At 44.2% G+C, this 25,621-nt stretch carries 27 protein-coding genes; 15 read left to right on the forward strand and 12 right to left on the reverse strand.

Going from position 1 to position 25,621, the window contains the following annotated elements; all coding sequences use genetic code 11:
• The first annotated feature begins 226 nt into the window (after positions 1-226).
• On the forward strand, positions 227-1,099 hold the full coding sequence (dapA, locus tag JHD44_RS08065; RefSeq protein WP_199462240.1) for a 4-hydroxy-tetrahydrodipicolinate synthase: 873 nt from the start codon (positions 227-229) through the stop codon (positions 1,097-1,099).
• 71 nt (positions 1,100-1,170) lie between these two features.
• Here the strand turns inward: dapA and JHD44_RS08070 are convergent, their stop codons facing one another.
• On the reverse strand, positions 1,171-2,808 hold the full coding sequence (locus tag JHD44_RS08070; RefSeq protein WP_199462241.1) for an NAD+ synthase: 1,638 nt from the start codon (positions 2,806-2,808) through the stop codon (positions 1,171-1,173).
• A 76-nt stretch (positions 2,809-2,884) separates the two neighbouring features.
• Here JHD44_RS08070 and JHD44_RS08075 point away from each other — a divergent pair, with 76 nt between their 5' ends.
• Complete coding sequence (locus tag JHD44_RS08075; protein WP_199462242.1) at positions 2,885-3,133, forward strand: PP0621 family protein; 249 nt, start codon at positions 2,885-2,887, stop codon at positions 3,131-3,133.
• A gap of 15 nt (positions 3,134-3,148) precedes the next feature.
• Here the strand turns inward: JHD44_RS08075 and JHD44_RS08080 are convergent, their stop codons facing one another.
• The 6 genes from JHD44_RS08080 to JHD44_RS08105 all read right to left on the reverse strand — a co-directional run bounded on the left by JHD44_RS08080 (position 3,149) and on the right by JHD44_RS08105 (position 7,474).
• A complete protein-coding gene (locus JHD44_RS08080) occupies positions 3,149-3,562 on the reverse strand; it encodes a hypothetical protein (protein ID WP_199462243.1) in 414 nt (137 codons plus the stop codon).
• Entirely contained in the window at positions 3,555-4,427 is an 873-nt protein-coding gene (locus JHD44_RS08085; RefSeq protein ID WP_199462244.1) for a hypothetical protein, read from the reverse strand. The genes JHD44_RS08080 and JHD44_RS08085 overlap by 8 nt, the downstream gene beginning before the upstream one ends.
• Positions 4,421-4,714, reverse strand: coding sequence for a hypothetical protein (locus tag JHD44_RS08090; RefSeq protein ID WP_199462245.1), 294 nt, complete (start codon positions 4,712-4,714; stop codon positions 4,421-4,423). Before JHD44_RS08090 ends, JHD44_RS08085 begins: the two co-directional genes overlap by 7 nt.
• A complete protein-coding gene (locus JHD44_RS18745) occupies positions 4,711-5,217 on the reverse strand; it encodes a GspH/FimT family pseudopilin (RefSeq protein ID WP_199462246.1) in 507 nt (168 codons plus the stop codon). The genes JHD44_RS08090 and JHD44_RS18745 overlap by 4 nt, the downstream gene beginning before the upstream one ends.
• A gap of 74 nt (positions 5,218-5,291) precedes the next feature.
• Positions 5,292-6,539, reverse strand: a complete 1,248-nt coding sequence (locus JHD44_RS08100) for a DUF5610 domain-containing protein (protein ID WP_199462247.1) — start codon at positions 6,537-6,539, stop codon at positions 5,292-5,294.
• 71 nt (positions 6,540-6,610) lie between these two features.
• Positions 6,611-7,474: an alpha/beta fold hydrolase gene (locus JHD44_RS08105; RefSeq protein WP_199462248.1), complete on the reverse strand. Its 864-nt coding sequence runs from the start codon at positions 7,472-7,474 to the stop codon at positions 6,611-6,613.
• A 76-nt stretch (positions 7,475-7,550) separates the two neighbouring features.
• Here JHD44_RS08105 and pabB point away from each other — a divergent pair, with 76 nt between their 5' ends.
• The 3 genes from pabB to JHD44_RS08120 all read left to right on the forward strand — a co-directional run bounded on the left by pabB (position 7,551) and on the right by JHD44_RS08120 (position 10,435).
• Positions 7,551-8,945 (forward strand): aminodeoxychorismate synthase component I, encoded by a 1,395-nt coding sequence (pabB, locus tag JHD44_RS08110; RefSeq protein ID WP_199462249.1) that lies wholly within the window; start codon positions 7,551-7,553, stop codon positions 8,943-8,945.
• Positions 8,946-8,950: 5 nt separating this feature from the next.
• Positions 8,951-9,601 carry an NUDIX hydrolase gene (locus JHD44_RS08115; protein ID WP_199462250.1) on the forward strand — a complete coding sequence of 217 codons (651 nt, stop codon included), beginning with the start codon at positions 8,951-8,953 and terminating at the stop codon, positions 9,599-9,601.
• A 99-nt stretch (positions 9,602-9,700) separates the two neighbouring features.
• Complete coding sequence (locus JHD44_RS08120; RefSeq protein WP_199462251.1) at positions 9,701-10,435, forward strand: phosphoadenylyl-sulfate reductase; 735 nt, start codon at positions 9,701-9,703, stop codon at positions 10,433-10,435.
• A 20-nt stretch (positions 10,436-10,455) separates the two neighbouring features.
• Here JHD44_RS08120 and JHD44_RS08125 read toward each other — a convergent pair whose 3' ends face one another.
• Positions 10,456-10,764: a LysR family transcriptional regulator gene (locus tag JHD44_RS08125; RefSeq protein WP_199462252.1), complete on the reverse strand. Its 309-nt coding sequence runs from the start codon at positions 10,762-10,764 to the stop codon at positions 10,456-10,458.
• 111 nt (positions 10,765-10,875) lie between these two features.
• On the opposite strand from JHD44_RS08125, the gene JHD44_RS08130 reads away from it, so the two are divergent.
• Complete coding sequence (locus tag JHD44_RS08130; RefSeq protein ID WP_199462253.1) at positions 10,876-12,222, forward strand: anti-phage deoxyguanosine triphosphatase; 1,347 nt, start codon at positions 10,876-10,878, stop codon at positions 12,220-12,222.
• A gap of 5 nt (positions 12,223-12,227) precedes the next feature.
• On the opposite strand, the gene JHD44_RS08135 is transcribed toward JHD44_RS08130, so the two are convergent.
• The 3 genes from JHD44_RS08135 to JHD44_RS08145 are packed head-to-tail and all read right to left on the reverse strand — an operon-like array spanning position 12,228 to position 14,572.
• Positions 12,228-12,731, reverse strand: coding sequence for a GNAT family N-acetyltransferase (locus JHD44_RS08135; protein WP_199462254.1), 504 nt, complete (start codon positions 12,729-12,731; stop codon positions 12,228-12,230).
• Between the two features lies 1 nt (position 12,732).
• Positions 12,733-13,779 carry a DUF2333 family protein gene (locus JHD44_RS08140; protein ID WP_199462255.1) on the reverse strand — a complete coding sequence of 349 codons (1,047 nt, stop codon included), beginning with the start codon at positions 13,777-13,779 and terminating at the stop codon, positions 12,733-12,735.
• Positions 13,780-13,795: 16 nt separating this feature from the next.
• Positions 13,796-14,572, reverse strand: a complete 777-nt coding sequence (locus JHD44_RS08145) for a tetratricopeptide repeat protein (protein WP_199462256.1) — start codon at positions 14,570-14,572, stop codon at positions 13,796-13,798.
• 102 nt (positions 14,573-14,674) lie between these two features.
• Between JHD44_RS08145 and dsbD the strand changes: the two genes are divergently transcribed.
• The 9 genes from dsbD to purD all read left to right on the forward strand — a co-directional run bounded on the left by dsbD (position 14,675) and on the right by purD (position 25,264).
• Positions 14,675-16,471 carry a protein-disulfide reductase DsbD gene (dsbD, locus tag JHD44_RS08150; RefSeq protein ID WP_199462257.1) on the forward strand — a complete coding sequence of 599 codons (1,797 nt, stop codon included), beginning with the start codon at positions 14,675-14,677 and terminating at the stop codon, positions 16,469-16,471.
• 221 nt (positions 16,472-16,692) lie between these two features.
• Complete coding sequence (accB, locus tag JHD44_RS08155; protein ID WP_199462258.1) at positions 16,693-17,142, forward strand: acetyl-CoA carboxylase biotin carboxyl carrier protein; 450 nt, start codon at positions 16,693-16,695, stop codon at positions 17,140-17,142.
• Positions 17,143-17,162: 20 nt separating this feature from the next.
• Complete coding sequence (accC, locus tag JHD44_RS08160; protein WP_199462259.1) at positions 17,163-18,503, forward strand: acetyl-CoA carboxylase biotin carboxylase subunit; 1,341 nt, start codon at positions 17,163-17,165, stop codon at positions 18,501-18,503.
• Positions 18,504-18,602: 99 nt separating this feature from the next.
• Positions 18,603-19,490, forward strand: coding sequence for a 50S ribosomal protein L11 methyltransferase (gene prmA, locus JHD44_RS08165; RefSeq protein ID WP_199462260.1), 888 nt, complete (start codon positions 18,603-18,605; stop codon positions 19,488-19,490).
• Between the two features lie 24 nt (positions 19,491-19,514).
• Positions 19,515-20,813 (forward strand): zinc-ribbon and DUF3426 domain-containing protein, encoded by a 1,299-nt coding sequence (locus tag JHD44_RS08170; protein WP_199462261.1) that lies wholly within the window; start codon positions 19,515-19,517, stop codon positions 20,811-20,813.
• A gap of 150 nt (positions 20,814-20,963) precedes the next feature.
• On the forward strand, positions 20,964-21,932 hold the full coding sequence (gene dusB / locus JHD44_RS08175; RefSeq protein ID WP_325097062.1) for a tRNA dihydrouridine synthase DusB: 969 nt from the start codon (positions 20,964-20,966) through the stop codon (positions 21,930-21,932).
• A 92-nt stretch (positions 21,933-22,024) separates the two neighbouring features.
• Entirely contained in the window at positions 22,025-22,303 is a 279-nt protein-coding gene (gene fis / locus JHD44_RS08180; RefSeq protein WP_067034794.1) for a DNA-binding transcriptional regulator Fis, read from the forward strand.
• Positions 22,304-22,385: 82 nt separating this feature from the next.
• The gene (purH, locus tag JHD44_RS08185; RefSeq protein ID WP_199462263.1) at positions 22,386-23,954 is read left to right on the forward strand and encodes a bifunctional phosphoribosylaminoimidazolecarboxamide formyltransferase/IMP cyclohydrolase; all 1,569 of its coding nucleotides are present in this window, start codon (positions 22,386-22,388) and stop codon (positions 23,952-23,954) included.
• Between the two features lie 20 nt (positions 23,955-23,974).
• Positions 23,975-25,264 carry a phosphoribosylamine--glycine ligase gene (gene purD / locus JHD44_RS08190; protein WP_199462264.1) on the forward strand — a complete coding sequence of 430 codons (1,290 nt, stop codon included), beginning with the start codon at positions 23,975-23,977 and terminating at the stop codon, positions 25,262-25,264.
• Positions 25,265-25,339: 75 nt separating this feature from the next.
• Here the strand turns inward: purD and JHD44_RS08195 are convergent, their stop codons facing one another.
• Complete coding sequence (locus JHD44_RS08195) at positions 25,340-25,591, reverse strand: hypothetical protein (protein ID WP_199462265.1); 252 nt, start codon at positions 25,589-25,591, stop codon at positions 25,340-25,342.
• Positions 25,592-25,621: the final 30 nt, after the last annotated feature.

The raw sequence follows: 25,621 nt of genomic DNA on the forward strand, positions 1-25,621 counted from the left end.
ACTCTTCTACTAAAAACCATCAGCATGACCCAGATCTTTATTTCTATTTTTTCTGAGAAGATAATTATTATGTCATTCACATCTAAACGTAACGGCGATAAACGTAAGGCAAAGAAACCTTGCGATGCTGACGTGTGAATGTAATCTAACAAAGTTCCCCGGCAGCATGTTTGCCGATGGAATACCTAAGCCAGCATGCTACCGATATAAACAATGAGGTAACAGCATGTTTCAAGGCGCTATCACTGCACTGATCACTCCTTTTTCCAACAACCGTCTAGACGAAGATGCATTACGCCGAATCGTCCGCTGGCAAATTGACTCCGGTATTAACGGACTGGTTCCTGTTGGCACAACTGGTGAAAGTCCAACCTTGAGTGAAGCTGAACATAAACGCGTCGTTGAAATCACAGTTGAAGAAAACAATAAATCAGTTTCAATCATTGCTGGTGCAGGCTCCAATAACCCAATAGAAGCCGTAGAATACTCAAACTTCGCCGCTCAAGCTGGTGCAGATGCAGCGCTTCATGTTGCAGGCTATTATAACCGTCCAAACCAACGCGGTTTATATGCTCATTACGAATACGTTCATAACAATACAGATTTACCTATTGTCATTTATAACATTCCACCACGTGCAGTCGTCGGTGTAGATGTCTCTACTATGGCAGAGCTGGCGAAACTTGAGCGTGTTGTTGGTGTAAAAGATGCTACAGGTGATTTAACGCGTCCGATCCGAGAACGTGCGCTGATTCAAAAGCCTTTCAGCTTTCTAAGTGGCGATGACGTAACCGCCGTAGCTTACAATGTTGGCGGTGGTAATGGGTGCATTTCCGTCACATCTAACATTGCTCCAAAACAAGTGGTTGAGCTACATAGACTATGTCGCGCGGGTGATTTTGTTGCGGCAGCAGCACTTCAAGACAAGTTATTTGCGCTTCATTCCTCGCTCTTTATTGAGCCAAATCCAGCTGGCCCGAAATACGCTATGTCTTTACTTGGCCTGTGTTCTGAAGAAGCGCGACTGCCAATGATGCCGTTACAAGACAGCACCAAAGAAACCATCCGTAATGCAATGAAGGCTCTCGAACTTATTTAACCACCTTCCATAAAAAAGGCAGCGGAAGTTCGCTGCCTTTTGAAATAATGTTAGTCGCGGACTAACGATATCTATTCACCAATGTGCCAGCCATTTGTGATGGGGTAACGTCTATCTCTTCCGAAACCACGCTCTGTAATTCGCACTCCCGTTGGCGATTGACGGCGTTTGTATTCATTAAGGTCGACAAGGCGTAACACACGATAAACCGTTTCACGATCAAAGGTGCCCTGCGCCAAGATTGCTTCCGCACTCATGTCTTTTTCAATGTACATATGCAGGATTTGATCTAAGACATCATAGCTTGGCAATGAATCTTCATCGACTTGATCAGGCGCTAATTCAGCACTTGGTGGACGTGTAATCACACGCTCAGGAATCACATAACCTAAAGTATTTCGGTATCGGCATAGACGGAATACCAAGGTCTTGAATACATCTTTCAGAACCGAATAGCCGCCAACCATATCGCCGTATAATGTTGCATAACCAACAGCCATTTCACTCTTGTTGCCCGTTGTCAGCACCATGTAACCTTTCTTGTTAGAAATCGCCATCAGTGTCACACCGCGGGTTCGAGCTTGCAGGTTTTCTTCTGTGGTATCACGGCCATAGCCTTCAAATTCTGGAGCCAAGGTCTCCATGAAAGCAGTTACCATCGGCTCAATCGGCAAAACACTGTATTCGACACCTAGAAGCTTAGCTTCTTCTTCTGCGTCTTCAAGGCTCATTGACGACGTGTAGGTATAAGGCATCATAACCGCCTGCACCCGATCAGCACCAATCGCATCGACAGCGACAGCTAATGACAACGCTGAGTCAATACCACCACTTAAACCAAGCACAATGCCTTTGAAGCGATTTTTCTCAATGTAATCTCGAAGCCCTGTTACCATAGCTTGATAAACACTGGCTTCAACATCCATGGTCGGCGCGATTTCTCCCGTCATCACTTCCACACGAGGCACTCGATCTTCCGCGATGGTAAAATCTACACAATAAAGCCCTGACTCGTACCAAGGGGCTTGGCGGACTTTTTGACCTTGGGCATTCACCACAAAAGAGCCACCTTCGTAGACCAACTCATCCTGCGCGCCCATGTAGTTTACATAGACAATAGGTAACTGGTTTTCTGTTGAACGTTGGTGCAGTAATTGCTCACGCACGCCCATCTTTTCAATATGGAAAGGAGATGCGTTAAGGTTCAAAATCATTTCAGCACCCGCTTCTTTGGCTTGTGCAATGGGCTCCGGATGCCAAATATCTTCACAAATACTTAGGCCAACTTTCGCGCCTTTGATCTCAACGATACAAGGCGTATGCCCTGCTTGGAAGTAGCGCTTATCATCGAAAACTTGGAAGTTAGGCAGCTTTTGTTTGCAGTACTCACCTAGAATCTTACCTTGATGGAAGACACCAGCACAGTTGAAGAGCTCTCCATCAATTTCACGTGGGTAGCCAACCACAACAAATATGTCATGAACTTGTTCTAAAATCTGAGTCAGAGCCGCTTCAATTCTCGGTGTTAAGCTAGGACGCAGCAAAAGGTCCTCAGGTGGATAACCGGTAAGCGTTAATTCAGGAAAAACGATAACGTCTGCGTTATGCTGATCTCTAGCGATCAAAGACTGAGCAATCACGGATTCCGTGTTATTTTTTATATCGCCAACCAGCATATCTAGTTGGGCCATAGCTATTCGAATGGTCATTACGTTGTGATCTCTGACACTCTATTTAATGGTATTCGTGTTATTGTCGTGGAATTACAAGGTTAAGGTAAAGAGCATGATTGTACGTTTGTTATTTTTTATTCTAGTTTTTGCCATTGTTTGGGTAATTTATCGACAATTTGCAAAAGCCATTGTTGCGAAATCAAAGTCCGTCAAGAAGGCAGATAAAACGAATCACGAAGAAAGTATGGTCAAATGCGCAATGTGTGGCACCTTCGTTCCGTTAAGCCATGCTGTGTACGACCACAATCAGGTTGCCTTCTGCAGTATCGATCATAAGATTGAGCACTCCCAGAAGTCATAGCAAAGTTAGACAGGGCTAGGGTGCAGTTAGCCACATAGATCTTTCTGCGCCACTGTCTTCACGCCACCAACATTTGATACGCATTTTATCAAAGGTTGCACACCATCTCTCTATAGACATTTCGGTAAGACGCTGCCGTTGAAGCCATATTCTCTGGCCTTCAACACTCCCCTGTTGCCAATCACCTTTGCTTGGACGACAAAAGCCTTGGCAATTTTCTCCACCTCCTTCTGATGAGGAAATTCTATTTAATGTGCTGTAGGCCTCTTGCCAGATATCAGAATCTTGATTCAGAGCGCTTACTGCATGCCACGCTTTATGATCTTGAAAAAGGGCATTCTGTTGCAACAATAATGCGCTCAGCATGATGATCAATAAAACAACAGGTAGACTGATCCAACCTCTGGATTGTCTGGCTTTATTAATCACGGCTAGCCACCAGCAGCTTCCCTATGCCCGAGCAAATATTATCGTATCGCCACTCGTCACCACGTAAGCTCTGGTATACAAGTGTTAAAGGAACTGGATCACACAGTGGTAACCGGTAATGAAATTCAATTAAGAACCCTACCAATTTTTGATAAGCCACGGTATGAGGCTTATTTACAATTTCATCGGCTTTACCGTCAAAATTATTATCCAGCAAAAGCGAAATACGCAAATGCTCAACCCCTGGCGCCAACTCTAAAGCATTTCCCTTTATACTCGGCCGTCGCCATAAAGCATTTCTCCCAGTTTTACCAGGTTGCACAAACCAGTAAAATGACTCTTGTGTATAAACGTGAACCTCACTATCTATTGTATTATCTGGCCACTCCATCAACGTTTTCTCATGATTAATAGAAAGCACCTTCACGGAACGAAGCGCATCGCAGCTGCCTGCAAAAAGGCTATCCCCTACCTGAACATCATGGCAGACAGAAGGCAGCTCCAGAACACCATTTCTCGCGACTCCAAATGTGGAGCAGGCCCCTAAATCAAAACCGTAAAGCCAATCTGCACCATCAGCTATGTCATATCGTTCAATTCGCGAAGGTACTGTTTCGCTACTGCCAACCTGGATCATAAAATTAGGCGCTTTACATCCATAGCGCCCTACTCGTTTAAATTGTGCTGATAGCTGATCCGCAATATTTTTCTCAAGCATCATTAATTCCAGTATCTTCTGCCGAGATGCCATAGACTTCTGAAAATCATCTAAAATAGGAGTTAATAAACCCAAAAGCCCTATTAAAATTGCCATCACAATGAGCACTTCCAGTAGTAAATATCCTTTTTGATACTGGCTTACCATTGGTTTAGCTCATACTTTAAGACATGCTGAATGGCAGCCCCTTTATATGACTGACATGAAGGTTTCTCCACCAGACTTGTGCTTATCGGAACTTCTAAATCAAAAACCCTCGTCACTGAGTTTTGAAAGGACTGCCGTTTTGATGTAAGAACGCTTTCTTTTAATTGCAATAGACCTTGGTCGAGTTCTGACTGATTTGATTGGGCAACACTTAAAATGAAAGCCACACCAGCTACCGCAAACATTGCTTCAATTATCAACCAGCCTTGAAAGTGCTTTACCATCATTGGCACACCTCCATCGAATACGTAGGTGTTTCTAAATAAGCTCGGCCACTTTGGTTGATCAAAATTCGTCGGGCAAACAGTTCCTCAAAACATAAATAAAAGGAGCCATTTTGATAACTAGATAATCCATTAGGCAAGAATTCGATAAACTGACGAGATACAGGAAATCCACGCCAGACCATAATCGTTTTGGAAGAAAGAGACCATGACGACTGGGCTGTTTCAGAATCAGGAAAACGTATAAATATAGTGTCGCTCCAATCACCTTGGCAACGATCACCTCCACACAAATAAACCGGACGCTGTGCTTCAATTGCTAAACTTCTCGCTTTAGAAATTAAGCTTAAGACTGATGCAACATCCCTGTTAAAAACATTATTAGATTTCCAACGCTCGTAAAAAGACGTTATATCGGTAGCCCAAAAACTACTAGAAAGTATTGAAAGGAGGGTAATAACCACTAGGGTTTCGGCGATTGAAAAGCCGTAAAGATCTTTTAACACGGCACACTCCTTATGCCATTGTCTTTTTTGCTTCCCTGCAAAAAAGAGTTATCAAAACTTATGCTAAGTGATGTTTATTCTTTTAAAGCACTGTCAGTTGCAACAGAGCTTTCATCTATTGTAGCCTCATTTGGCTGGATCCATTGAGCAATACGATCCACCATTTCTTGCTGATACTCAAATATTTGCTTCATATCAGTCATTGTTTGTTCTTGTTGCTCACGCATGGCTAAAATATCAGACATAGTGTTTTCCACCACGCTACGGAAATCATCAAAAATTTCTGATGCCTTCAACATCGTCTCTTCTAATGCTTGGCGATACTCAGATAACGGCTCTTGAATGGATCGAATTCCATTATTTTGTGAGTATGCCGAAACCGCTTGACTTGTTTTAGCTGTTTGTGAGGTTTGAAGTGTCATGGAAAAGTTGGCCAGTTGAGAAGCATCGAATCCCATGTCAAAGCCTTTTTGCAATGCGCCTGAAACATCTCCACTGAAAAATAAGTCAGACACCTCGCCCGCAGACTGCATCATTGTTTGAATGGCGGCTAACTCATCATCATTGAGATCACCTTCGACACTAAAATCAAAAGCAAACGCTTGTGAGGAGCTCTCATATCGAGAGAAACTCAAACCATCATCCGAAAGAGAGATCGATTCAGATGTGTCAGACTGGTTCAACGAGTACAAATTAATACTAACCACGTCGCCTTCTTGGGTCGTCACTTTCATCTGAGAGTAATCTTCTCGACTATAGCTAGCAGAAGCACTTCCCTCAATAGAAGAAGAGACTAAATCGCTTTTGTCAAACAATACAGATTCGAGTGAGTCGAAACCTTCATCCAACAAAGAGCGTGTTTCATCTATCCCTTGTTGCACGCCAGCGTTAGTCAACCAACCTAGGGCCTCGAGCTTTTCCTGTGCATCCTCCATACCCTGTTGAACGGCTTCTTTAGCACTTTCAAAAACTGTACTTAGACGTTCATCATCAGCGCCTTCTTTTTGAAGCTTTTCCATATAATTGCCCACATGAGATAAAATGCGCTGCGCAACCTTTTCTGGAGAAAAGTCATTCTGCGTATCTTGGGAGCTCACTTGATCTGATGAAGCATTTGATTTCGTTTCAACAGAAATACTAAGGCGGGATGAGACCGACTGCTGAATAAGCCCCATTGCCCTATTAGAAGATGACGAAGGGCTGTAACCATCTGATCCCCAACTTTTTTGTGTTACAGGGGACTCTGCGGCCGTGCCTTGGTTACGATGCTGGGAAGCATAGTTTGATACTAAGCTCCCTAAGCCTTTAAGTGGATCAGACATACTCCTTCCTCATCATTTAATTAAACCATATACATAATATCGGCTTTTTTGCTCAAAACTTGAGCAAAAATTTATTCCTCTAGCCACTTATTAATATGCTTCGCAATTTGTCTCGGTTTTTGGAAGGGCAATGAATGATCGCATCCAGCCATGGAGATATGTTTCCAGCCATCACGGCCGTTCACTATTAAATCGTAATGATCTAATAACAGTGAGTGACTTAACGCACCTGAAAACAACAAAACCTCTTCTGCGTGATCCACTAGATCAAATCGCATATTAGGATCTTTTACTATGCGCTCTACCCAGTTGGTTACCGCATCAAGCGCGTAGCTAAAGCCTATCGGACGATGTGCTAAACGACTTTGAGTCGTAGCTTCCGCTACAGGATGTTTGCGGCGATTAGGGGAAACACCATCCATAAAATGAGCGACTCCCAATTCAACATCACCCGTTTCTCGAATCGTCTTAGATGCTAACTTGTATCGCTGACGAACCTCTGCCAACGTGTTTACACATTCTCTATCGAGAGAAGCAGGCTCCATCAACACCATCCGATGCCTTTCCGACCGCTTTTTAAAACGTTTTGAATTCAGATTTAAACCTACTAGCCCACCGAGAGAGTAACCAATAATATCGAACTCATGCCAAGACAAGTGTTCAAGCAGCTCGTCTAATTCATCAGTAAGAGATTCTATTGAAACAGGAGACTCTAGCTTTGAGGAGTGGTAACTCTCTCCCATTCCCGTTAAGTCAGGTATCAGTAGCCAACGCCAATGGTTAAGGTGCTCCAACATGGGACCATAGGTTAATTCCCCCGCCACACCCGCACCATGAAGAAGCAGGCAACAATTTTCAGTACGACTATTAGGTAATTCAACTAATCTGTATGCAAGAATACTTTCATTACACTGTAAAAAATTTGTCTCGGACACTTTAATTCTTCCTATTTGCTCCCACATTTCAGAGTATCATACGTTTCTAACGCATTAATCTTAGTGGTTTTACATTATGGCAGAAGTCAAACTCATTAGTTTGCCTTATGAAAGAACTCTTGCACGCCTTTATCCAGCGGTGCAATCTCTTGGTTATCCAATACTGTTAGACAGTAATCACTGTTCTTTCCCAGATACACGCTGGGACATTTTAAGTGCTGGCCCATTGGCCACACTTTCGTCATACGGTGAATCCTCTCATTTAGAATGGCATACATCGTCGACACCATTTGAGCTAACACCACAAGCTAACCCTATGGACACGCTAAGCTTGCTCGTTGAAAAAGTAACCAGCCAGGCGTGGAGCAACAATACATCTCTCCCATTTAATGGCGGCTTACTTGGTTACTATGGCTATGAAGCTGGCCGATATGTTGAAAAGCTACCTGAGACCGTAATCGAGGACGTCAACTTACCTACTATTATGATGGGGCTTTACGGTTGGGCTGTGGTATCAGACCACCAAGAAAAAACCACTACTCTGATATTGACACCTTGGTGTCAATATCATGAAACCGACCTAATTGAGCAGTTACGTAGTCATACTCAACCGTCTAAGTCATCTTTCAGTTTGCTTCAGCCTTTTCAAGCGAACATGAGTGCTCAAAGCTATGCAGAGCGTTTTAAGAAAGTAAAAGCTTACATTGATGCCGGTGATTGCTATCAAGTTAATTTGACTCAGCGATTTAGCGCCCCTTATGAGGGCGATACTTGGCAAGCTTATTTGTCGTTAAAAGATGTCTGTCCAACACCCTTTTCGGCTTACTTAAAGCTCCCTGATGGCCGTGCAATATCATCACACTCTCCTGAACGCTTTATTCTTTGTGACAATGGTAGAATCGAGTCAAAGCCAATCAAAGGCACAAGAGCTCGTGGGAAAAACAAGCTCCAAGATGCAGCGTTGGCAGAAGAATTGCTTTCCTCGGAGAAAGATCGAGCTGAAAACTTAATGATTGTCGACTTGTTACGCAACGACCTTGGAAAGAACTGTATTACAGGAAGTGTAAAAGTACCCATCCTATTCGGCTTAGAAAGTTATGCCAATGTTCATCATATGGTCTCAACGGTTGAAGGTAAAATCGCGCATAAAGCCGATGCATTAAAAGTGTTTCAAGAGGGCTTCCCAGGTGGCTCGATTACCGGAGCCCCTAAAGTTCGAGCAATGCAAATTATTGATGAACTTGAGCCTCATGAGCGTAGTGCCTACTGCGGATCATTCATATATTTTGGTTGTAATGGTCAAATGGATTCGAGTATCACCATCCGAACATTAGTTTTTGATGGCCAAAAAGCACATTGTTGGGCTGGGGGCGGACTTGTTGCTGACTCAGTATGTGAAGAAGAATATCAAGAAACCTTTACCAAAATAGGACGTTTAACCCATACTCTAGAGAAGGAGTTCTTAAGGTAACTGTTATGTTGGATGTATCTCACTTTTTAGAATCCCCACCACTGACGCCTAGTATTGATGAAATACGTGCGGCGTTGGACATAGAAGCATCCAACTCCATTTACAATCCAGATCAACACATCGCTCCACAGGCATATTGTCACGAATATCGTGCCGCAGCAGTCTTAATACCTATTTTCCACTGCCCTGAGACTGGTCAACTGAAAGTTCTCCTTACACAGCGCTCTCTTAATATGAGGAATCACCCTGGTCAAATTGCCTTTCCTGGCGGAAAGCATGACCCTGGAGATGCTAGTATCCAATATACCGCCTTGCGCGAAACTCTAGAAGAAGTAGGCCTTTCTCCTGATTGCTTCGACTTATTGGGAGAACTGGGCGAATACTGTTCAGTTTCAGGTTTTTGCATCAAACCTGTTGTCGCTGAGATGACAAGAATGAGTGAGCTTAGCCTTTGCGAAGAGGAAGTTGAACAAGCACACTGGGTTCCTTTAAATCACTTACTGGATCCTCAGAACTTTCGTTATGTAGAGCGAGAGATTGGCAATGTTAAAAGAGGTTTTTTTGAGATCATTTATGAGGATTTAAAGATCTGGGGCGTTACTGCAGGCATCATTTTTGGCCTATACAAAGCGATTGAAAATCATTCTCGCAATTAGTCATGTACCATTATAAGGTTAGGCATCATTTGTATTTTATATCCTGCTTGTTAATTGCTATGGTACAGCCAAATTTGATTTCAACTAGGGTAGGAAACTATGTCCAACTTTGACCTAGACGCCTTCGTTACTCGCCATAAAGCAGACGAGGCACAAAAGATTATTCACAGCGCACTAAAAGAATTCGACAATATCGCAATCTCTTTTAGTGGTGCCGAAGATGTCGTACTGATTGATATGGCTGTAAAAGCTAAGAAAGATGTCAGTGTATTTTCGCTTGATACTGGTCGACTTCACCCAGAAACATACAAATTTATTGAGACTGTGCGAAAGCATTACAATATCGCCATTGATATTATGTCCCCAGATGCACAAAAGCTCGAAGCCTTCACCAAAGAGAAAGGTTTGTTTAGCTTTTATGAGGATGGCCATAAAGAATGTTGTGGTGTAAGAAAGGTTGCTCCTCTCAGAAAGAAACTGTCCACGCTTGATGCTTGGATTACTGGACAGCGCAAGGATCAAAGCCACGGCACACGCAATCAGCTTGATTTCGCAGAGCTAGACAGCGCCTTCAGTAGTGAAGAACAACCACTGTACAAGTTTAACCCGCTCGCAAACTGGTCGTCAGAAGATGTTTGGAACTATATTAAAGTGTTTGAAGTTCCGTTTAATGAACTACATCAAAAAGGCTTCATCAGCATTGGCTGTGAACCTTGCACACGACCTGTTCTACCTAACCAGCATGAGCGTGAAGGTCGCTGGTGGTGGGAAGAATCTGAGCACAAAGAGTGCGGCTTACACATCGGAAACCTAATCCCTACTAAGCAAGCCTAAAGATTTAAGCGCCTAACAACTTAGGCGCTTTGTCTTGCACCCATGCTAGTCGTTGCACTTTTATGTGCAACATGGCTTTCCCACTGTTTTACGAAGCGTTCGTAACAACTTCCTAAATCTTGAACATGTTGGAAAAGCACCTCTCCAGCCTCGGTCAGTTCCGTGGAACGACCATGGCGAATCAACAAAGGCTCACCAAGTCCTTTTTCAAGCTTTTGAATGTGCTGACTGACTGCAGGCTGAGTTAACCCAAGCTTACGAGCGGTCTGCGTGAAACTTCCTGTTTCCACCAGCGTTTTAAATGTAATGAGATGTTGAGTATTAAGCATAATGTTTCCTTATGATTAAAACCATTATGCCTCCAAGCAGGCGATCAGGCATTGACCTAAATCGTATTTTAATGAAAGACTGACAATACAGACTTTTCATAGTAGTAAAGAATGATGAACGACAAATATGATTTCCTTGAATGGATGGAAAGACGGTCCGGACCGAGAATTGAGAAAAGTAACGACCACCGTAATGTTTTTCAACGCGATCGTGCACGTATCATTCACAGTGCCGCATTTAGGCGTTTGCAGTCTAAAACACAAATTCTTGCTATAAGGCAAAATGATTACAGCAGAACCCGCCTAACGCACTCATTAGAAGTTGCCCAAATTGGCGGTGGCATCGTCTATCACTTACAGTCATCCAATGATCAAGAAGCATCATTTCAACCATGGCTGGCCAACGATTCCCTAATCGAGACGATTTGCTTAAGTCACGATATTGGCCACCCTCCATTTGGTCATGGAGGTGAAGTCGCGCTGAACTACATGATGATTGATCATGGTGGCTTTGAGGGTAACGGACAGTCCCTACGTATATTAGGAAAAAGAGGTTCATATTCAGAGCATTTCGGCATGGACGTTTCCCGAAGAACCATGCTAGGTGTACTGAAGTACCCTGCACTACACGATACAGTCGTTGGAAAGTATCCGCAGAAACCTGACAGCTTAAGAGAATTCAAGGCAAAAAATTGGCACCCACCGAAATGTATTTATGCTGAAGAAAAAGAATTACTAGAGTGGATTCTTTCGCCTTTCAGTCAGAGTGACAAAGAACGACTTAGTCTTGTTACACGGAACGAAGAAGATCAACATGGACGAACCACTTATTGTAGTTTTGATACCTCGATAATGGACTTAGCCGATGATATTGCCTATGGTGTTCATGATTTAGAAGATGCCATTGTATTGGGAATGGTGACGCGGGATATGTGGCAGCAGCACCTTCGCCCTAAACTAGATGAAATCAACAGTTCCTTTCTAGTCGAAAACCTACATCGTCTTGAGGAGCAGCTGTTCAGCAAACAAAGTCACTTACGCAAGAAAGCGATTGGTGATTTAGTAAGTTGGTTTATCACGACCTGTTACGTTCAAGAGACTGAATCGTTTGAGCATCCTTTGCTTCGCTTTCAAGCAACGCTACCAGAAGCAGAACGTGCTGCGCTCAATGTTCTTAAAGACTTTGAAATGCAACACATCATCATGCGACCTGAGGTACAAATGCTTGTCTATAAAGGTCAACAGATGTTGTTAGAAATGTTTGAAGCATTGGCTGCGGATCCCGCTAGATTATTGCCTAAGGAGCTTGCAAAAGAGTGGCGTCAATGCCAAGAGCAAGGCACTAATAGTCATCGAATCATTTGCGATTACATGGCATCAATGAGTGACGATTACGCTAGCCGAATGTATAAAACGCTGTTTGTCCCAAGCTCTGGTTCGGTATTTGAGCCAATTTAATTGGCTCAATGACTCAATTCTATCTGGCGACCTAACAAAATCAGGTCGCCTTGTATTCCCCCGCTACGCGCTACATTGGGTAGACGCCCCCACTGCTCATAACCTTGCCGCAAAAAGAAATGCTGACTAGAAATGTTCGCTTCTAAAATATGAGCTACGAACGTGTGTAAGTCATGACTCATGGAGTACTGACTTAGATAATGCAGCAACCAAGCTCCAATACCCAACCTGTGCCATGCTGCCTTTATATAAATTGCAACTTCTGCCACACCTGCCATCGAAGGCAGGCCATAAAATGATTCCGAAGCACACCAACCAATAATATTGTCTTCATGACACACGACGAGTAACGGGAACTTATCATTTGAACATTCAATCCAGTCCAATACGCTGGCTAGGGTAATACCACCTTTGAAGTCTGTCTGAACTTCTGACTCAAGAAAAATATCTAGAATCATTGGTGCATCAGCGATGTCTGCATGACGCACCAATAATGAACTGAAGTCCACGTTAGCCTTGCTCTAACAGTCGAATCAAGTCGATTATCTGTGCATTTGCACGTGACATATACGACGCCATAACAAGAGAATGATTAGCTAGAAAACCAAAGCCGCTGCCGTTTAAAATCACAGGTGACCAAACCGCTTGCTGAGTAGATTCCAGTTCACGAATGATTTGACGAAGGCTGACCAAGGCATTCTTATCCTGCAAAGTAAAGACGAAATCTACTTCCACTGACTTTAAGATATGTATCATTGCCCAGCTGGCACCACGTGCCTCATAGAATACGTTATCGATTTGCGTCCATGGCGTTTGAACATATTTGTAACCAGAGGTCTCTGTCGACTGACGAGCTGTTGCATCCCCTGCCAGATCAGTGTTCTCACGAACCTTCGCCACGCTTGCAGATAAACGTTGTGACAAACTTCCAAGACGCGTAGACATATCGGATAGGTAATCAGCTAAGTTATCGGCTCGAGAGTAAAACTGTGCGTTATCTTCTTTGATAGCCAACCGGTCAAGGTATTTGATGAGTTCCGAGTTTCCGCGGCGATACTCACTTTCACTTGAAGGAAGTGCCCAGCTACGAGTATCAAAATTGTACTGCGGCTCAGCAATTTTAAGGTTAACGTCCTCTGTTGACTGGGATTGGCTCCGACTGAATTCTTTGCGTAACGCACGCGCCAAATCTCTGACCTGAACCATTACCCCCATTTCCCAAGCAGGCATATTGTCTAATATTACCCCTGGCGGCATCACATCATTTGATAAAAATCCGCCCGGCTTCTCTAACAATGTATCAACCAAACTGTACAAAGTGTTTGTTGTTGTGTATCCCGTTACAAGTTGCTTACTATTATTTAAGTAGCCACGAGACTCTGCTCGCTCTTTTGCAACAGCCACCACGTCAAATTGAGCGGGCTCTGAGCTCCAGTACATACCTATCCCTGTTAAAAAAACAATGACAAGTAAGACGACAACTGAAATCGTACGTCCGATCTTAGGCAGCTCCGAAAGTGAGCGCCAGAAGGCTATTTTATGAATGAATTTCGCCATGAATGCGTTCCCATAGTTAATTTACTTTAATCTCAATCAAGTGTTGCGAGTTTCGAAAAGTCATTGCTCGCACACGAAAATTCGGGGTTCGACTATTAATGATCTGATATAGCAAGCGGCCTTCTTTATCACTTGGCCAATTAATTTCTAAGGCACCGCGTGTTTGCTCGACACGATCAATGATTGGTTGTAAATATGCAAGAATACTTTGCTCATCTAATGTAAACAGGTTGCTGGGGAGAGTATACACGTCTTCATTCAACGAAGTTGTATTGACTTTAACATTTGAGGGAGGTTGACGCATTCGCATTTTGGCCTCGCTAATAGCTGGGTCATCAGGGTTTACCTGACTTGCATTTGCAATAAAACGTCGTGCTTCCTGCATTCGCCCTTGAGCTGCAGCCCTTTCTGCCCATTCGATGTAAGTGCCTACAATAGTAGCTAAGCCCTGTATCGCTTCGTAGTTTCCAGGCTCTCGACCTAATGCAATTTGAAAGTACAAATAAGCATTATCACCTTCCGGTGTTAAAAGTCTGTGCTCAGCTAACGCTAACTTACCTTGGCTAATAATTCTCTGAGTAATCTGTCGCTTTTTAGTTTCGCTCGAATCGAAAGAACTAAAACTCGTATTTTTACTTACTTCTGCTTGTTTAACTTGCTCATATACGTCACTTTTTTGAGCACCAACCTGAGCATTTGGGAGACCTGAATTCAACCAGTCCCCATCTCCTATTGAACTGCAAGCGGTTAAAAACATTGACGAAGTAAGCAAGAAAAACGCTTTTTTACTCAAGTTAACTCCTAGATATTTGGAAACTTTTACATCCATTGGTAGTCTATACCGGCTTCAGATACGATGACATTACCGTCGCAACAAAACGGGCTATGTACCATTATGCGAATAATCGCTTCATTTTTATTATTACTTTGTTCTGGTGTCGCACTAGCCTTTAATTTTGGCTCACCATTTCAATCTAAACCAGAATTTTTACCCGTTGAGCAAGCTTTTAGCTTATCTGTTAACAGTGATAAATCGGGCCAGGTTTGGGCAACTTGGCAGATCGCTGACGGATACTATTTGTATCGTCATCAACTTGCTGTGGACAGTGACACTACGCCATCCATTTATTTTAAAGATATCCCCAAAGGGGAAACTAAAATGGACCCCTACTTTGGCGAAGTTGAAGTGTATCATCAACAGTTAAAACTGCCATTAGAGATCGACAATTCACGCCCCTATCAAGCCTCTTTTACAATTAAGTATCAGGGGTGCGCTGAACAAGGATTATGTTACCCACCTCAAGTTGTTCCTATGTCAGCAGAGTTCCCTGTTGTTAATATAAGCGATACATCTGGCGCTAAGAGTAACATCCCAAAAGTCTCTTATTCAGGTGCTGAACAAATCTCGAACATGATTCGTGAATCTTCATTTAGCCGAATGATACTAATCATGTTGAGCTTAGGACTTATGTTGTCTTTTACACCTTGTGTGCTTCCCATGGTGCCGATTGTCAGCGCGATTGTGATTGGCAATAACAGTAATGGTAGAACAGGCTTTGCTTTATCAGCCGTCTATGTTTTAGGGATGGCAACCACTTATGCACTAATTGGCGCTTTTGCTGGTTGGTTTGGCGCACAAATGAATCTGCAAGCAGCGTTACAAAACCCTATCATTTTAATGGTCAGCGCAAGTTTATTCATTTTCTTGGCTTTCTCCATGTTCGGTTTTTATGAGTTACGTTTACCAGCGTCAATTCATGCCCGTTTAGACTCACTTGCCAATCGCTCGCAAAGTGCTAAATCACGTTACCTAGGTGTTTTTGTAGCTGGCGCTTTGGCGACTCTAATTGTCTCACCTTGTGTATCCGCTCCTTTGGCTGGTGTCATTCTATATATTAGCTCTACCTCTGACCCTAGCTATGGAGCGGCCGCCCTGTTCAGCATGGGAATTGGCATGGGGTTGCCCCTTATCCTAGTGGGCATTCTGGGTAGCAAAGTATTACCCAAAAATGGACCTTGGCTCGAGGACATCCGAAAAACTATGGGGTTTGCATTAATAGGGCTTGCTATATGGCTAGTAAACCGCTGGCTCCCTGAGAGCATCCATTTAGTTTTATGGGGGGGCCTAAGCCTTGCCATCGCAAGCTACTTTCTACATCGCGTTTTCACCCAGCACTCTCACCCTATTCGTTGGTTTATCGCCTCCGTGGCATTGGTTGTGGGTTTTATTGAGATTCTTGGTGCGGCATCAGGAAGTCACAGTCCAACTACCCCCTTAAATCACTTGGTGATCAATAACAATAGCAACAGCAAAACTCAGGCAGTTCCTTACTATCAAACCATTGGCTCATTACAAGAACTAACTCAGATACAGCAGCAAAGCACTTTACCTGTCGTTGTTGACCTATATGCTGACTGGTGCATCAGCTGCAAAATCACGGAGGAAGAGGTCTTTAAACACCCCGAGATTCTCCCACTGTTAAAGCAAGTTACTTTCGTGCAAGCGGACATTACCAAGAACAATAGTGCTAACCAGGAGTTTCTCAAACATTTTGAGCTTTTTGGGCCACCTGCCATGCTTTTTTTCGATAATAAAGGACAGCTTTTAAGGCATCTATCTTTAGTTGGTGAGCCAACAAGAGAGGAAGTAGAAACCCGCTTAAAAGATGTTTTAGACAATACACCCCCCTGAATGGGTTGACCACTGTTCACATATTGATCTGCATTACTTGTTTTATGTTTTTTAATAGCAAAACTGGACAATTTCGCGCTTTTTACTGATAATTTCCGGCTAATTGGAATTTTAAATGTCAGTTTCATCACTTTAAGTTGAACTGGCATAACCGTCTATTGTGTTAAGCGACCACACATTAGATACAGACTGAATACACTGACAAAGAAAAGAGAGTCAACATGGACATTCGCAAAATCAAAAAGCTTATCGAACTACTAGAAGAATCTAACGTTTACGAGATTGAGATCAAGGAAGGTGAAGAAGCAGTTCGAATCAGTCGCGGCGGTGCGCCTGTTGCAGCCCCTCAAGTATATGCGGCTCCAGCTCCTGTAGCAGCTCCAGCTCCTGCGGCGGCTCCTACTGCAGACGCAGCACCAGCAGAAGCAGCCATTGCTGGCCACACTGTAAACTCTCCAATGGTTGGTACTTTCTACCAGTCTCCAGCGCCAGGCGCGAAGTCTTTCGTTGAAGTTGGTCAAAAAGTAAATGCTGGCGACACGATCTGTATCGTTGAAGCGATGAAAATGATGAACCAAATTGAAGCTGACAAAGCCGGTACAATTGGCGCTATCCTAGTATCTGATGGTGAGCCAGTAGAATTCGACCAACCGCTTGTTACAATCGTTTAATTTACAGCCAAAGGTTCATCATGCTAGATAAAGTATTGATTGCTAACCGAGGCGAAATTGCACTGCGTATTCTTCGCGCTTGTAAAGAACTCGGTATTAAAACAGTTGCGGTTCACTCTAAGATTGACCGCGATCTATTACACGTGCGCCTAGCAGACGAATCGATCTGTATCGGCCCAAACCCTTCAAAAGACAGCTACCTGAACATTCCTGCTCTAATTAGTGCGGCAGAACTGACAGATACATCTGCGATTCACCCAGGTTACGGTTTCCTTGCAGAAAATGCTGACTTCGCAGAACAAGTAGAACGCTCTGGATTTGCCTTCATCGGCCCTAAGGCTGAAACTATTCGTCTAATGGGTGACAAGGTTTCTGCGATCAAAGCAATGCGCGAAGCAAACGTACCGACGGTTCCAGGATCAAATGGTCCAGTTCCTTCTGACCCAGAAGAATGTATGCGCATTGCTCGCGAGATCGGTTACCCTGTCATCGTGAAAGCGGCAGCAGGTGGCGGTGGTCGCGGTATGCGCGTTGTTCACAACGAAGGCAGTCTACTAAAGTCGATCAGCGTAACACAGTCTGAAGCAGGCTCTTACTTCGGCGACAGCACGGTTTACATGGAGAAATTCCTAACCAACCCACGTCACGTTGAAGTTCAAGTACTTGCTGATGGTCAAGGCAATGCTATCCACCTATACGATCGTGATTGTTCTTTACAACGTCGTCACCAAAAAGTATTGGAAGAAGCACCAGCACCACTACTTGATCCTGAATCACGCGCGCAATGTCTACAGGCATGTGTAGATGCGTGTATCAAGATCGGCTACCGCGGCGCAGGTACTTTTGAATTCTTATACGAAGATGGCCGTTTCTACTTCATTGAAATGAACACACGTGTTCAAGTAGAGCACCCTGTAACAGAAATGGTAACAGGCATTGACATCGTTAAAGAGCAACTACGTATTGCCAGCGGCTTACCTCTTTCTATCAAACAAGAAGACGTTAAGCTTAAAGGTCACGCAGTTGAAGCACGTATTAACGCTGAAGATCCTAAGACCTTCATGCCGAGCCCAGGTAAGGTTAACTACTTCCATGCCCCGGGCGGCATGGGTGTTCGTGTTGACTCTCACCTATACAGTGGCTACTCAGTTCCGCCAACTTACGACTCAATGATCGCCAAAGTCATTTGTTTCGCGGACACTCGTGAAGGCGCATTGAAACGTCTAGAAGTTGCTCTTGATGAAACATTCATCGACGGCATAAAAACAAACGTTGAACTTCAAAAAGATCTGGTAACAGACAGCAATTTCATTGCCGGTGGTGTAAATATCCACTACTTGGAAAAGAAACTGGGCCTATAATTGCGCTCAATTACTACACCTCCTGCCGGAGGTGTAGTACCCTCCCTTTATACAAAGAATTAACCTGACTTGCTTAAGTCTTAATTGGACCTTACTCCCATGCCTTGGTTGCAAATCCGCGTTCACACTACCCCCGATCACGTCCCAGCTTTTGAAGATGCCATGCTTGATTGTGGTGCTTTAGTTGTTACTTTCGAAGATGTTCATGATGATCCAGTTTACGAGCCAGATCTCAACACAACACCGCTCTGGAAACACACACGAGTAACAGGTCTTTTTGAAGCAGACGCCGACTTGGAGCAAATCCGCCATGTGGTCGAACACAAAGCTGAGCAATTAGGTCAACCCAATATTGATCTTAAGATTGAAATCCTCGAAGACAAAGACTGGATTCGTGAATGGATGGACAGCTACCATCCAATTCAATTTGGTAAACGCTTATGGGTTTGCCCTAGCTGGCGCGAAGTACCTGATGAACATGCGGTAAACTTGATCCTAGACCCTGGTTTAGCTTTCGGCACAGGCACCCACCCAACCACGGCTTTATGTCTTGAATGGCTAGACTCCATTGACTGCCAAGACAAAAGCATCATCGATTATGGGTGTGGTTCCGGTATTCTTGGCATTGCAGGCCTACTACTGGGGGCAAAGAGTATGGTGGGTATTGATATCGACCCACAAGCTGTCGAGGCCACACAAGCCAATGCTGAACGCAATAACATTAAACCCGATCATTACGAAGTGAAATTACCGCCTTATGAAGGTGACTTACAAGCAGACATTGTTGTTGCCAACATTTTGGCGGGGCCTCTTGCAGAACTTTCTGACACGATTTCCAAGTTAGTGAAGCAAGGTGGTATGCTTGCTCTTTCTGGTATTCTTGAAAGCCAAGCACACTCAGTTGTAGAAGCTTACAAACCATGGTTTAAAATTGAATCCATTGTCGAAAAGGAAGAATGGGTTCGTATTGTGGCTAAAAAACTGTAGCCTTTGTAAGGAAGTACTCGCTTTATGTCTGAAAGCATGATCACTCGCTGCCCTAAATGTTCAACGACTTTTCGTGTCACGCAAGAAGTTCTTAATATGGCCAAAGGGAAAGTCCGTTGTGGTCAATGCTTTCATATCTTTACTGCCGAGCCAGCACCAAACACTGCAAACAAAAAACAAGAGTCTACTACTTCACCAGAAACAGTGTCTCCCAGAGCCCCCCAACCTTCTCTTCAAACACCAAGCCAAGAACAACCAACTACGCCCAAAAGCAGACCACTTAATACTCCACCTGTAAAAGAGGATGGTTCTGTAAATCCTGACTGGCTAAACACACTTTTTCATGAAGATGATTTAGCCCCATACACGCCGCCAAAAGATACATCTGCCCGATTTACAGAGTTAATGGATTTTGAAGAGGAAAATGAAGCGCCTAAACCAACGCAGCCTTTGACTCCCAAGCACTCTGACCACAAACCGCACATTGAAGAAGAGCTGGCACCTTGGGAATTAGAGCTGGCTGAATTAGATGCTCAAATGAGTGCTCAATCACCTGTAAGCCCACCTATTTTCAGTGAGCAAATACAAACAACGCATACGAACACTGAAAAGAAGCCATTTACCACCAGTCATTCGACTGAGCCTTCACAAGAGCATGATGAACCAGACTATATGCATGCTTTGCACTCGTTGGCCCAAGATGTCTCAAAACATGATTCGTTTGATGAAAGCGAGTACTCCTCTCAAGAATCCATAAAGCAACTTGCAGCGGAATATAATTTAGCGACATTAACTGAATCTAATATGCGCTCCCAAAAGACTCGAAAGAAGCCTAAATATACTTGGCTATGGGTATTTGGCAGCGTCATTGCTACTGCTTTGTTAGCAATACAAATTGGCATTGGCTTCTTTGAAACGGGCAGTCGCTCTCCAGAGTTTAGGAGTTTTTACAAGACAGCTTGCGCCTATCTTGGCTGTACGCTGCCAGCCTTTGAGGATATCGAGAGCATTTCTATTGAACATGTTCGTATTCAAAGCCACCCAACGGTTGCTAATACATTACAAGTAAATGCTATTATGACTAACACAAGCTCGTTCGCTCAGACAATGCCTAAACTAGCATTAGAGTTTTATGATCTGAATGGCCGACCTGTCGCTGCTAGACTATTCGCTCCGCAAGATTACCTACACAAAGACTTTCTTGATATTACTTTTATGCCACCTAACACGCCAATTCATATTGTTATCCCAATACAAGATCCGGGTGCCCGAGCCGTTACTCATCAAATCAAAGTCTTCTCTAGCCAGACTCAGTCATACTAAATGTGCATTTATTGAACACTTTAAAAATAAGCACAAAAATTAGCCAATTTATGAGTTGTCAAGACTTCAAAAATCCTAATCCCCTAGGTATTATTCACGCCCGCTCGACGGTGTAGCAGATCTTTAACAACAGATTCGGTATTTAAAATCATCATGGCTTTCAATATTGGCCAATACAGCATCGATAAGCCTGTCATTCTAGCCCCTATGGCTGGCATTACAGACTTACCTTTCCGACGACTTTGTCACCGAAATGGCGCTGGTCTAGTGGTCTCTGAAATGGTCACATCAGACGTAAGCTTATGGGACACCAACAAAAGTCGCATGCGTTTAGTTCATGATGATGAAGTAGCTCCTCGCTCAGTACAAATTGCTGGCGCATCCCCTGATATGATGGCTGAAGCCGCACGTGAAAACGTTAAATTAGGCGCTCAGATCATTGATATCAATATGGGCTGCCCAGCCAAAAAAGTGCTGAACAAAGCTGCGGGGTCCGCTTTATTACAAGACGAAGCCCTTGTACAAAAAATACTCGAATCTGTCGTAAGTAGTGTTGATGTTCCGGTAACGCTTAAAATACGGACAGGCTGGTCAACCGATCAGCGTAACGGCTTAGCAATTGCTAAAATTGCCGAGCAATCAGGCATACAAGCCTTGGCAGTACATGGTCGTACCCGTGCTTGTAAATTCAAAGGCGAAGTTGAGTACGATACCATCGCTCAAATAAAACAGGCGATCTCCATTCCTGTTTTTGCCAACGGTGATATTCAGTCGGCTGAACAAGCCAAACAAGTATTAGATTACACCAAAGCCGATGCTGTCATGATTGGTCGTGCTGCCCAAGGGCGCCCATGGATTTTTAAGGAAGTCAATCACTACTTAGAACACAACGAGCTATTAGCGCCACCTTCCACGGAAGAGGTGAAAAATATCGTCATTAATCATGTTAAAGCGTTGCATGCATTTTATGGTAATTTTATGGGCACAAGAATTGCGCGCAAGCACGTTGGCTGGTATCTGCAAACATTGGCTGATACAACGCCATTTCGTAGCCAGTTTAATCGCATCGAAGATGCACAAGAACAGCTCGATCTGTTGAATGAATTCTTTGTTTCTTAAAACATAAGAAACATATCTGGTACCTGAGTTGCGTTGAGGGAATCCCTTTACACAACTCCATAATGGTTAGCTTTAAAATAGAAGGTTATTCTGTGGTAGATCAAACACATACTCAAACATTTCAAACCGCTTCAGCTGAGCAATCTCAAACTCTGCGCGACAATGTTGAAAAAGCATTGCAGAACTACTTTGCTCACTTAGATGGCCAGCCAGTCACTGATTTGTACCAACTAGTGTTAGCAGAGGTTGAGGCCCCTTTGCTAGAGTCCGTAATGAACTACACTAAAGACAATCAAACCAAAGCGTCGGCTATCCTAGGCTTAAACCGTGGTACGCTGCGTAAAAAGCTGAAGCAGTACGGTATGCTGTAAGTAAAAAAGGGCTTAAACGCCCTTTTTTCGTTTTACCCGTTCCCCTAAATTATTAAATGTTCATCACATTGCGAGAAGCATAATGGCAAATACGACTCCAATTAAACGCGCTCTAATCAGCGTTTCAGACAAAACTGGCATTGTTGAATTCGCACGCGAATTGGCAAACCAAGGTGTGGAAATCCTTTCTACAGGCGGTACTTATAAACTTCTTCTTGAAAACCAAGTCGCGGCAGTAGAAGTATCAGACTACACTGGTTTCCCTGAAATGATGGATGGCCGCGTAAAAACACTTCACCCTAAAGTACATGGTGGTATCTTGGGTCGTCGTGATATCGACGGTGCAATCATGCAAGAACATGGTATCCAAGAAATTGATATGGTTGTCGTTAACCTGTACCCATTTGAAGCGACCATTGCTCGCCCTGATTGTGACCTTCCTCTTGCAATCGAAAACATCGACATCGGTGGTCCAACAATGGTTCGTTCTGCTGCGAAAAACCATAAAGATGTTGCTATTGTTGTTGACCCTGCAAGCTACGAAGGCATCCTAGCTTCTTTACAAGAGAACGGTGGCCTTACTTATGATCAGCGTTTTGACCTAGCTGTTAAAGCATTCGAGCACACATCTAACTACGACGGCAACATTGCTAACTACCTAGGCAAAAAAGTAGAAGGTGGCAGCGAAGACTTCCCTCGCACTTTCAACTTGCAATTCAACAAGCAAGAAGAAATGCGTTACGGTGAGAACCCACACCAAAAAGCGGCGTTTTACGTTGAAGCCAACCCACAAGAAGCATCTATTAGCACAGCTAAACAGCTTCAAGGCAAAGCCCTTTCTTACAACAACATCGCTGACACTGACGCAGCGCTTGAGTGTGTTAAGAGCTTCCAAGAGCCAGCTTGTGTGATCGTTAAGCACGCTAACCCATGTGGCGTAGCAACCGCTACAAGCCAACTTGAAGCATACGATCTAGCATTTAAAACGGACCCAACATCTGCTTTCGGCGGCATCATCGCTTTCAACCAAGAGCTAACCGCTGAAACAGCGCAAGCCATTGTTGATCGTCAATTTGTTGAAGTGATCATCGCACCTAAAGTTAGCCCAGCAGCGCTTGAAGTAGTTGCCGCGAAACAAAACGTTCGCCTTCTAGAGTGTGGCGAGTGGTCGACTGACAAGCCTGCTGCACTTGACTACAAACGCGTTAACGGTGGCCTATTGGTTCAAGACCGTGATGACGGCGCCATTGAACTTGGCGACCTAAAAGTTGTGTCTAAGCGTCAGCCTTCTGAAGACGAGCTTAAAGACCTTCTATTCGCTTGGAAAGTAGCGAAATTCGTGAAATCTAACGCCATTGTTTACACTAAGAACGGTCAAACAATCGGTGTGGGGGCTGGCCAAATGAGCCGCGTTTACTCTGCTAAGATTGCAGGCATTAAAGCGGCGGACGAGAACCTACAAGTAGAAGGTTCTGTTATGGCCTCTGATGCATTCTTTCCGTTCCGTGACGGCATCGATGCAGCGGCAGCAGCTGGCATTACAGCGGTTATCCAACCTGGCGGTTCAATGCGTGATGAGGAAGTTATCGCAGCCGCTGACGAAGCAGGCATGGCGATGGTATTCACTGGCATGCGCCACTTCCGTCACTAATAAAGGCATAGGAAACAAGCATGAAAGTTCTTGTAATTGGTAACGGCGGGCGCGAACACGCGCTTGCTTGGAAAGCAGCACAATCGGCTGACGTAGAGACCGTTTATGTTGCACCAGGTAACGCTGGCACAGCCCTAGAGGCAAAAGTTGAAAACGTAAACATCGGTGTAGAAGACATCGATGCTTTGGTTGCATTCGCTAAAGATAACAACATTGGTCTAACCATCGTTGGCCCTGAAGCACCGCTAGTGATTGGTGTAGTAGATGCATTTGATGCGGCGGGTTTGCCAATCTTTGGCCCGACCAAAGGTGCCGCTCAGCTAGAAGGCTCTAAAGCCTTCACTAAAGATTTCTTAGCACGCCACAAGATCCCTACAGCGGAATACGGCAACTTTACAGAAATCCCACCTGCAATTGCCTACATCAAAGAGAAAGGCGCTCCGATCGTTGTTAAAGCCGACGGTCTTGCTGCAGGTAAAGGCGTTATCCTAGCGCAAACAGAAGCCGAAGCAATCGAAGCGGTTGAAGACATGCTAGCAGGTAACGCATTTGGCGAAGCTGGCTCTCGCGTTGTCATCGAAGAGTTCCTAGTGGGTGAAGAAGCTAGCTTCATCGTCATGGTTGACGGTGAAACGGTTTTACCTATGGCGTCTAGCCAAGACCACAAAGCTCGCGACAATGGCGATACAGGTCCTAACACAGGCGGTATGGGTGCTTACTCCCCTGCTCCAGTGGTAACCCCTGAAATTCATGATCGCATCATGAACGAAGTGATCATGCCAACGGTTAAAGGCATGAACGCTGAAGGCAACCGCTACCGCGGCTTCCTATACGCGGGTGTCATGGTTGCTCAAGACGGTACGCCAAAAGTACTTGAATACAACTGCCGCTTCGGTGATCCAGAAACACAACCGATCATGATGCGTCTACGCTCTGATCTGGTATCTATGTGTCTAGCAGCTATTAATGGTGAGCTTGAGTCTGTAGAAGCAGACTGGGATCCACGTGCAAGCCTAGGTGTTGTGCTAGCCGCTGGTGGTTACCCAGCGTCTTACAACAAAGGCGATGTGATCTCTGGCCATGATGTAGCATTGCCTGCACACCAGAAGGTATTCCATGCTGGTACTTCCTCAAAAGACGGCAACGTTGTTACCAACGGTGGTCGAGTTTTGTGTGCTGTATCGCTAGGCGAAACCGTTGCAGAAGCGCAAGCTGGCGCGTATGACGTCGTTAAGCAAGTCACATGGGACAAAGTATACTTCCGTACTGACATCGGCCATCGCGCCGTTTCTCGTGAGCAAGCTAAATAAGCTAGTCTACTACTAGATCGCGAGACTAAAAAGGCCACTTCAAAGTGGCCTTTTTTTACGTTTATCGAACAGTCACTACTTACCTAAGCCAGCCTGTTTTTTGTCTAACCACGCTTTAAACTTCTTGCCGACTTCCAGCACTAGTAAGCCAAAAATCACACCCGCCATCCAATCTAAGTCTAATAAGAACCCAATCGCACCAAGCATGGCATACCCATACAAGAAATTGCTTCTCTTTTGACCTTGGTGCACACGTGTAAACCAAGTAACGACGAGCAGTGCAATACACCACCAAACATAATATTCCACCAAGATTGGATATAGCATTTCACACCCTAACTAGTTAATAATGTAGGC

Source organism: Marinomonas ostreistagni (assembly GCF_016461785.1).
Lineage (GTDB): Bacteria > Pseudomonadota > Gammaproteobacteria > Pseudomonadales > Marinomonadaceae > Marinomonas > Marinomonas ostreistagni_A.